Source organism: Vibrio ordalii ATCC 33509, assembly GCA_000257205.1.
In the GTDB taxonomy this organism is placed as follows: domain Bacteria; phylum Pseudomonadota; class Gammaproteobacteria; order Enterobacterales; family Vibrionaceae; genus Vibrio; species Vibrio ordalii.
The window spans coordinates 1-8,180 of the sequence record AEZC01000195.1; the positions used below are offsets into that span (position 1 = coordinate 1).

Consider the following 8,180-nt stretch of genomic DNA (forward strand, 5'->3'; position numbering starts at 1 on the left):
TTTTAATTTATAAGAGCCCGTTTGTAAGAGCGGGCTTTTTAGTCACTTGTGACACAAGATACAGTGTGCTGATATGGCTCAGTCGGTAGAGCGCATCCTTGGTAAGGATGAGGTCCCCAGTTCGATTCTGGGTATCAGCACCAGTTTTATAGCTCTGTAAGCTAAAAGAATTTGCTTGGCGACCATAGCGTTGTGGACCCACCTGAACCCATGCCGAACTCAGAAGTGAAACACAACAGCGCCGATGGTAGTGTGGGGTCTCCACATGTGAGAGTAGGACATCGCCAGGCTTGAATTACGAAACCTCAGCAGAAATGCTGAGGTTTTTTTCTATCTATTCGTATCATTCAATGTCCAATCATAGTGATAGCTGATACTCTTTTTCTCGCTTTTTAGTGCCTTGTTGTACTGCGCTAAGTGCTCAAATAATTGCTGTTTCGTCCCAAAATCTTCAGCAAACCAGTCGTAAATAGAAGACAAAATCCATTTATCATTGGTAACCTTTACTCCTTTTTCACTATTGATAAACTCTGTGGCTGATTTTTCCAGTAATAATTCTGTATTTTCTGCTGTGAAAGCCTGCTTTTGTAAGTTTGGGCAACCTAGGCTTGCGCAGTTGACCGCATAATGGGTTCGAGGATCTTTCCAAATAGGTCTTAAAATTCGATGTTCAATATCATTGAGAGTCAGCTCTTTTTGATTGATGGTAATGATCTTTTGTTCCCAAGGGCCAAATGAAAAGAATCCTCCTAGTTTAGTGATGGATGATATTGGGTAATGACCGACGATTAAGTTAACTGTTAAGGCATTATATAAGTTGACCCAGTAAGCATATTGTTCCAGCTTTGCATACTCTCTTGGATCAAGGGCTGATAATTGTGAAATATAGAGCTCTAACTGCTCCTTATCTTTTGAGTTGACCCTTTGATAATCGAAGAGGCTGTTGTGATTTTCTTGGATTAGATAAGTATCAAGTGTTGTCTGCCAAATTTGATGTGAAATGGCTTGTGTATTTTCTTCATTACTAGAGTTCCAATAATCCCATAGCTGTGATTTAGGAGCCGAAAATACATTCGTTGACCCGAGTGTCAAACATAGCGTTAATAGATATTTCATCGTTTACCTCTCATCTCATAGCCAATATGACCTAGATAGGGATTGATAAATTTCAGATAAAAGAAAAGGTTGATGCATCTACACCAACCTCTAGAAATTAAATCGACACTCGCTATTTCAAAAAGCTAGGAATTTTTGCTTCATAATCAGCGATTTTATCTTCGTGCTGTAGCGTCAAACCGATATTGTCTAATCCATTAAGTAAACAATGGCGACGAAATTCATCAATTTCAAATGAGTATGTTTTTCCATTGGCTTTAACTTCCATTCGTTCAAGATCTACAGTTAGTTGAGCACCTTCATTTCCTTCAACAAATTGGAATATTTCATCAACTTCTTGCTCTGTAAGACGGACTGGAACCATTTGGTTATTGATTGAGTTACCATAAAAAATATCCGCAAAACTGGGTGCAACCATGGCTTTGATGCCGTAATCCGCTAAAGCCCAAGGGGCATGTTCTCGTGAAGAACCACAGCCAAAGTTTTCACGAGCAAGTAGAATGCTCGCTCCTTCATAGCGAGGTTTATTCATGACAAAATTTGGATTCGGTTGCTGACCTGCATCATCTAGAAAACGCCAATCATGAAAAAGGTGTTTGCCAAAACCAGTGCGATTTACTTTCTGTAAAAATTGCTTAGGGATGATGGCATCTGTATCGACGTTCGCTGCATCAAGAGGAACGACCAAACCTGTGTGCTGTTTAAAACCTGGCATTGGTGATCCCCTGTTTAGTTGAGTGTTGAAGAATGAATATTACGGATATCGACAAAGTGTCCAGCGATGGCGGCGGCGGCGGCCATTGCAGGACTGACTAAATGTGTGCGGCCATCTCGACCTTGGCGGCCTTCAAAATTGCGGTTGGATGTTGATGCACAACGCTCACCTGCACCGAGCCTGTCATTGTTCATAGCCAAGCACATTGAACAGCCCGGCAAGCGCCATTCAAAACCCGCTTCAATAAATATTTTATCCAAGCCTTCCGCTTCCGATTGCGCTTTAACTTGCTCTGAACCTGGAACAATCAATGCTTGAACGTGTGGTGCGACTTTTTTACCTTTCGCGACTTGAGCTGCTGCTCGCATATCTTCAATGCGTGAGTTTGTGCAAGAACCGACAAAAACTTTATCCACTTTGTAGTCTGATAAGGATTTACCCGCTTCCAGTCCCATATACGCCAGTGCTTTTTCTGCTGATGCTTTTTCGACAGGATCACTAAAGCTATCGGGAGATGGAATGGTTTCGTCGACAGCAATCACTTGGCCTGGGTTTGTACCCCACGTTACTTGTGGTTTGATGTCCGCGGAATTTAGGGTAACGACTGCATCGAATTTGGCATTATCATCGGTTTTTAGCGTTGCCCAGTACTCAATGGCGGCTTCTAAATCGTTTCCTTGAGGAGAAAACTTGCGACCTTTAATGTAGTCGAAGGTGGTTTGATCGGGAGCGATAAGCCCCGCTTTTGCCCCAAGCTCAATCGCCATATTGCACACCGTCATACGACCTTCCATTGAAAGATCGGTAATTGCTTCACCACAAAATTCAACGACATAGCCTGTACCACCGGCCGCCGTTGTTTTACCTATAATGGCTAGCACGATATCTTTAGCAGTGATGCCTAGAGCGACTTTACCTATCACCTCGATTTTCATCGTTTTAGCGCGAGCTTGTTTCAATGTTTGGGTTGCAAGTACGTGCTCGACTTCTGACGTACCGATGCCAAACGCTAACGAGCCAAATGCGCCATGTGTTGCTGTGTGTGAGTCACCGCAGACAATGGTCATGCCGGGAAGAGTAATACCTAATTCTGGCCCCATGACATGAACGATGCCTTGGTATTTATGATTTAAGTCGTAGAGTGTTACGCCAAACTCAGCACAGTTCTTTGACAGTGTTTCCATTTGGATTCGAGCCATCTCACCCGAGGCATTAATGTCTTTTGTGGTGGTTGAAACGTTATGGTCCATGGTAGCGAATGTTTTACTCGTCTGACGCACTTTACGTCCCTTCTCGCGTAGGCCATCAAATGCTTGCGGTGATGTCACTTCATGAACGAGATGGCGATCGATATAAAGGATGGGGGTTTCCCCTTCAGCTGACACCGCAATGTGGGCATCATAAATTTTTTCGTATAAGGTTTTTGCTTGCGACATTGCTTCTTCCTTGAGCTCTTTGAGCTTTATAAAGGACTAGGCTTGGGCTAGTCCTACTAATTATGAGTTTAAAATATAGCTGGCAATTCTATCGCCCATTTCAGAGGTTGAAAGTGCCGCTTTACCACTGGCGAGATCTGCGGTCAGCTCACCTGCGGTAAGTGCTTTTGATACGGCATTTTCGATATCTTGAGCGGCGGTTTCTTCACCTAAGCTATAACGTAGCATCAAAGCGGAGGAAAGAATTTGTGCCACTGGGTTAGCAATGTTCTTTCCAGCAATATCAGGCGCAGAACCACCCGCAGGTTCGTAGAGGCCAAAATTGCTTTCATTAAGGCTAGCGGACGGCAGCATGCCCATTGAGCCAGTGATCATGGCGCATTCATCGGAAATGATGTCACCAAAAATATTAGAACACAGCATGACATCAAATTGAGAGGGATCTTTAATGAGCTGCATGGTGGCATTATCGATATAAATGTGTGAAAGCTCGACGTCTGGATAATCTTTAGCAATGCCTTCAACGACTTCACGCCATAAAATAGAACTTTGTAGTACGTTCGCTTTATCTACTGAACATACTTTTTTGCGACGTAGGCGTGCTGATTCAAAAGCAATTTTGGCGATACGTTCGATTTCGTAGCGATGGTACACTTCAGTATCAAATGCTTTTTCATTTGCTCCTTCACCTTCACGACCTTTAGGTTGACCGAAATAGATCCCACCGGTGAGTTCTCGGACGACGACAATATCAAATCCACGAGCTGAGATATCAGCTCGTAGTGGTGAGAAGCCTTCTAAACCAGAATGAATTTGTGCTGGACGTAAGTTACAAAATAGCTGGAAATGTTTACGCAGAGGAAGAAGGGCGCCACGTTCAGGTTGGTCATTGGGTGGTAAATGCTCCCATTTAGGGCCACCGACGGAACCAAACAATACGGCGTCTGCTTCTTCACATCCTTTAATGGTGCTTTCAGGTAGCGGGCAACCGTGGTTATCAATCGCAATCCCGCCGACATCATATTCTTCTCTGGCAAACCGGATAGCATGTTTTTTTTCAATCGCATCCAATACCTTGTGTGCTTGTTGCATTACTTCTGGGCCGATACCATCACCTGCAAGAACGGCAATTTTGTATGTTTTGTCTGTCATGTTAGTCCTTTACTATTTTTATATTTGCTTGCCCCAGTGAGCTCTAAAGATTGAAAGCTCCAATCTAGGTACGTTAAACGGTTGCCACTTTCTTTTGTTTAATTTCTGCAATTTGATCGGCACGATGAATGCTATTGATCACGTGCAACAAGGCTTGTCCTGATGCTTCGACAATATCCGTAGAGACGCCTGTACCGTGATATTTTCGCCCTTTGCAGTTGGCAATAATATCGGCTTGCCCGAGTCCATCTTCACCTTCGCCCTTGGCGGTAAGGTCAAATTTATCCAATACGATCTCATAGCCAGTTAGACGGTAAATACATTGGTAAAGCGCATCGACAGGGCCATTACCAACGGCAGCTTCACATTTTTCTTCATCACCACAAAGCAATTTAATACTGGTGGTTGCCATGACACTACCAGATTGGACACTCAAATAATTTAACTTATAGAAATCATCTTCATCACGCAGATTAGAGAAGTGCATCAACGCTTCTAAATCGTAGTCAAATACCTGTCCTTTTCGGTCGGCTAACTTCAAGAAATCTTCATACAATGCGTTCAAATTGTATTCGTTCTCGTTGTAACCCATGCTGTCCATATGGCTCTTAACTGCGGCTCGGCCGCTGCGGCTGGTTAGGTTTAGTGCCTGATTTTTCAGACCGATGGATTCGGGTGTCATGATTTCATAAGTATTTTTATTTTTTAGCATACCATCTTGGTGAATACCCGATGAGTGGCTAAATGCGTTGGCACCGATAATCGCTTTGTTACTTTGAATCGGCATATTGCACAGCTGGCTAACCAACTTGCTGGTGCGGTGGATCTCGTCATGCTTTAAGCCAGTATGTACGCCGAGGAATTCTTGACGAGTTTTGATGATCATCGCGATTTCTTCTAATGAACAGTTACCTGCGCGTTCGCCGATACCATTAATGGTACCTTCGATTTGGCGTGCGCCGGCTTGTACTGCGGCGATGGAGTTTGCAACTGACATGCCTAAATCGTCATGACAATGTACCGAAATGATGGCTTTATCGATGTTAGGGACTCGCTCAAACAGCATCTGAATAATGCCACCAAATTCGCTAGGAATAGTATAACCAACTGTATCTGGAATATTGATGGTCTTAGCACCTGCATTTATTGCGGCTTCAACCATTCGACATAAGTTATCAATGGGTGTGCGACCTGCATCTTCACAAGAAAACTCGACATCATCGGTGTAGTTGCGGGCGTGTTTTACTGCACTGACAGCCATTTCGACCACATCATCATAGCTGCGGCGTAGCTTATCTTGTACGTGAATGGTCGAGGTTGAAATAAACGTATGGATACGAAAGGCATCTGCGATTTTCAGTGCTTCAGCCGCTGCATCAATATCTTTTGCTACCGCGCGAGAAAGCGCGCAGATACGGCTATTTTTAATGTGTTTCGCAATGGTTTGCACTGATTCAAAATCACCAGGAGAGGAAACTGGAAAGCCCGCCTCAATTACATCAACACCTAAGCGTTCGAGTGCGAAAGCAATTTGCAGTTTCTCTTTTACAGTTAGGCTCGATGACAATGCTTGTTCACCATCACGTAATGTGGTGTCGAATATAATGACTTGATTATTCATGTTTGCTCCCTTGCACCGATGGTTAATCGTTAACTTCCTAAATATAGTTATAAAAAAACCCGCATCTCAGTGCGGGCTCTTGTCATCTCGTGTGGTGTTTTTCTTCCACAACCTACCCGCGCGAATGGTTCACGATAAGGAGCAGGCCCAGCAGGATAGAAAAACGGATAGTCATTGGTAACATTCCACAAGATTAAGTTAACAAATTAGTACCGTACTCAACTTAACTCGTCAACCATTAAGTTGCTTTTTTATTCGTATCGGATCAGTTTTAGTCAAAAGCGGTAAAAATGAGCAAAATTGATCATGAGGATAACTCTTTGTTACGCTGAATATTTTCACACAAAAATATTTGTTATTCGTTAAATTCACTCATTCTCAAACAAACAGTCACGTATTTGTCATTTTAAACTTCTACGTTTAGAGCGTAAGAGATTTATCGAATGATAGGAGTTGCTCATGCGTGGTGTAGAACAAATTATTAAGTTTGACGTAGCGTTTTCGCTATTTTGTTTACAGCATCGTTTTAATCAGCCTGTCGCGCAGATCAGCAAAGCCATTTCTCATACTGGGGATGGGCACTTATATGCATTGATTGGTGCTTTAGCTTGGTATTTAGACCCACATCACGGCTATTTGTTATTGATCGTCGGACTGACGGCTTTTGCGGTTGAACTTCCTGTTTATTGGGCGGTAAAAAATAGCTTTCAGCGGCGTCGCCCTGAAGAGTTTTCGCCTTCTTTAACCGCATTTATTACCCCGTCAGATCGTTACAGTTTGCCCTCTGGCCATACTGCGGATGGCTTTGTCATGGCCACATTAATTGGTCATTTTTATCCTCACAGTGAAGGCTTTGTTTTAATTTGGGCCAGCTTAATTGGTTTATCTAGCATCTTGCTCGGAGTTCATTTTCTGACCGATATTGTGATTGGTGCTTTGCTGGGGGTGAGTAGTGCGCAATTTGCTTTGTGGTTGATGGAGAGAAGCCTTTGAAAATTCTATATGGTGTCCAAGGTACCGGAAATGGCCACATTGCTCGTTCACGGGTGATGAGTGAAGCATTAAAAGACGCTAATGTTGATGTGCAATTTTTATTTTCAGGGCGCGAAAAAGAGAAATACTTCTCAATGGAAAGCTTTGGTGAATATCAAACTCGGCGCGGCTTTACCTTCTTCACTGAGCAAGGGCACGTAAATTACGTTAAAACAGCATCGAATAATAACTTGCTGACTTTTGTCAGAGAGATAAAAACGCTCGATTTATCAGCGTATGACTTAGTGATCAATGATTTTGAACCCATTTCCGCATGGGCGGCTAAGCAGCAAGGTATTCCATGTATTGGAATTAGCCATCAAAATGCCTTTCGCCATAATGTGCCGTTGAAAGGAGCAAGTTGGCTAGATAAGGTGATCATTCAACAGTTTGCGCCCGCTAATTACCACGTGGGGTTACATTGGTATCATTTTGATCAACCGATCCTTCCTCCGATTATCTACTGTTCGGATCAGCATACGTCTAGTGAGCATTTCATTTTGGTTTATCTTCCATTTGAACATATCGATAACATTCTTGACCTACTTTTTCGTTTTTCAAATCAGATGTTTACTTGCTATCACCCTTCTGTTGTGGAAATCCAATGTATTGAAAATGTGAATTTGCGCCCTTTGTGCCACACTCGTTTTCAATATGACTTGCATCGCTGTGATGGCGTGATTGCTAATGGGGGCTTTGAATTACCATCAGAAGCGCTCTCATTGGGTAAAAAGTTGCTGCTTAAGCCATTGCTGGGTCAGTTTGAGCAGCAAAGTAACGTTGCTACTCTTGAGAATCTTGGGCTTGCTGCATCTATGGAATTTTTGGATCCGTCAGCGTTGCGCCGTTGGTTAGATGAAAACCAGGCCGAACGAGTGGTTTATCCCAATGTGGCTAAAGCCTTGGTTGAATGGATACAAAATGGTCAATGGGATAACCATAGCGATCTTAGCCAATCTTTATGGCGGCAGGTTGATTTTCCCAGCTATGTGTCACTTAGCTAATATTGACGAAACGCTTTAAATTTTGACGTAATTAATTTATTTGGTGAATGCATTGAAGTGAAGGTCTGTTATTTATAACTCAGTTCAATGTTTTAAATAAAATG

At 42.9% G+C, this 8,180-nt stretch carries 7 protein-coding genes, 1 tRNA gene and 1 rRNA gene; 4 read left to right on the top strand and 5 right to left on the bottom strand.

The window, feature by feature from the left end; genetic code table 11:
- Positions 1-67 precede the first annotated feature (67 nt).
- Both VOR_RS0113215 and rrf read left to right on the top strand, forming a co-directional pair.
- Positions 68-143, top strand: a tRNA-Thr gene (locus VOR_RS0113215).
- Positions 144-174: 31 nt separating this feature from the next.
- Positions 175-290 (top strand): 5S ribosomal RNA (gene rrf, locus VOR_RS0113220).
- 40 nt (positions 291-330) lie between these two features.
- Here the strand turns inward: rrf and VOR_RS0113225 are convergent.
- The 5 genes from VOR_RS0113225 to leuA all read right to left on the bottom strand — a co-directional run bounded on the left by VOR_RS0113225 (position 331) and on the right by leuA (position 6,040).
- Positions 331-1,116 carry a DUF547 domain-containing protein gene (locus VOR_RS0113225; protein WP_010320175.1) on the bottom strand — a complete coding sequence of 262 codons (786 nt, stop codon included), beginning with the start codon at positions 1,114-1,116 and terminating at the stop codon, positions 331-333.
- Positions 1,117-1,228: 112 nt separating this feature from the next.
- Entirely contained in the window at positions 1,229-1,831 is a 603-nt protein-coding gene (leuD, locus tag VOR_RS0113230) for a 3-isopropylmalate dehydratase small subunit (RefSeq protein ID WP_010320176.1), read from the bottom strand.
- 14 nt (positions 1,832-1,845) lie between these two features.
- On the bottom strand, positions 1,846-3,267 hold the full coding sequence (leuC, locus tag VOR_RS0113235) for a 3-isopropylmalate dehydratase large subunit (protein ID WP_010320177.1): 1,422 nt from the start codon (positions 3,265-3,267) through the stop codon (positions 1,846-1,848).
- 60 nt (positions 3,268-3,327) lie between these two features.
- The gene (gene leuB / locus VOR_RS0113240; RefSeq protein ID WP_010320178.1) at positions 3,328-4,419 is read right to left on the bottom strand and encodes a 3-isopropylmalate dehydrogenase; all 1,092 of its coding nucleotides are present in this window, start codon (positions 4,417-4,419) and stop codon (positions 3,328-3,330) included.
- Positions 4,420-4,492: 73 nt separating this feature from the next.
- The gene (leuA, locus tag VOR_RS0113245; protein WP_010320179.1) at positions 4,493-6,040 is read right to left on the bottom strand and encodes a 2-isopropylmalate synthase; all 1,548 of its coding nucleotides are present in this window, start codon (positions 6,038-6,040) and stop codon (positions 4,493-4,495) included.
- A gap of 459 nt (positions 6,041-6,499) precedes the next feature.
- On the opposite strand from leuA, the gene VOR_RS0113250 reads away from it, so the two are divergent.
- Both VOR_RS0113250 and VOR_RS0113255 read left to right on the top strand, forming a co-directional pair.
- Entirely contained in the window at positions 6,500-7,033 is a 534-nt protein-coding gene (locus VOR_RS0113250) for a phosphatase PAP2 family protein (RefSeq protein ID WP_010320180.1), read from the top strand.
- On the top strand, positions 7,030-8,076 hold the full coding sequence (locus VOR_RS0113255) for an MJ1255/VC2487 family glycosyltransferase (protein ID WP_010320181.1): 1,047 nt from the start codon (positions 7,030-7,032) through the stop codon (positions 8,074-8,076). The genes VOR_RS0113250 and VOR_RS0113255 overlap by 4 nt, the downstream gene beginning before the upstream one ends.
- Positions 8,077-8,180 lie beyond the last annotated feature (104 nt).

Bases quoted from the DNA above. Each gene is read 5' to 3' on its own strand.
- VOR_RS0113225 (WP_010320175.1), bottom strand. From the start codon at position 1,116: ATGAAATATCTATTAACGCTATGTTTGACACTCGGGTCAACGAATGTA.
- leuD (WP_010320176.1), bottom strand. From the start codon at position 1,831: ATGCCAGGTTTTAAACAGCACACAGGTTTGGTCGTTCCTCTTGATGCA.
- leuC (WP_010320177.1), bottom strand. From the start codon at position 3,267: ATGTCGCAAGCAAAAACCTTATACGAAAAAATTTATGATGCCCACATT.
- leuB (WP_010320178.1), bottom strand. From the start codon at position 4,419: ATGACAGACAAAACATACAAAATTGCCGTTCTTGCAGGTGATGGTATC.
- leuA (WP_010320179.1), bottom strand. From the start codon at position 6,040: ATGAATAATCAAGTCATTATATTCGACACCACATTACGTGATGGTGAA.
- VOR_RS0113250 (WP_010320180.1), top strand. From the start codon at position 6,500: ATGCGTGGTGTAGAACAAATTATTAAGTTTGACGTAGCGTTTTCGCTA.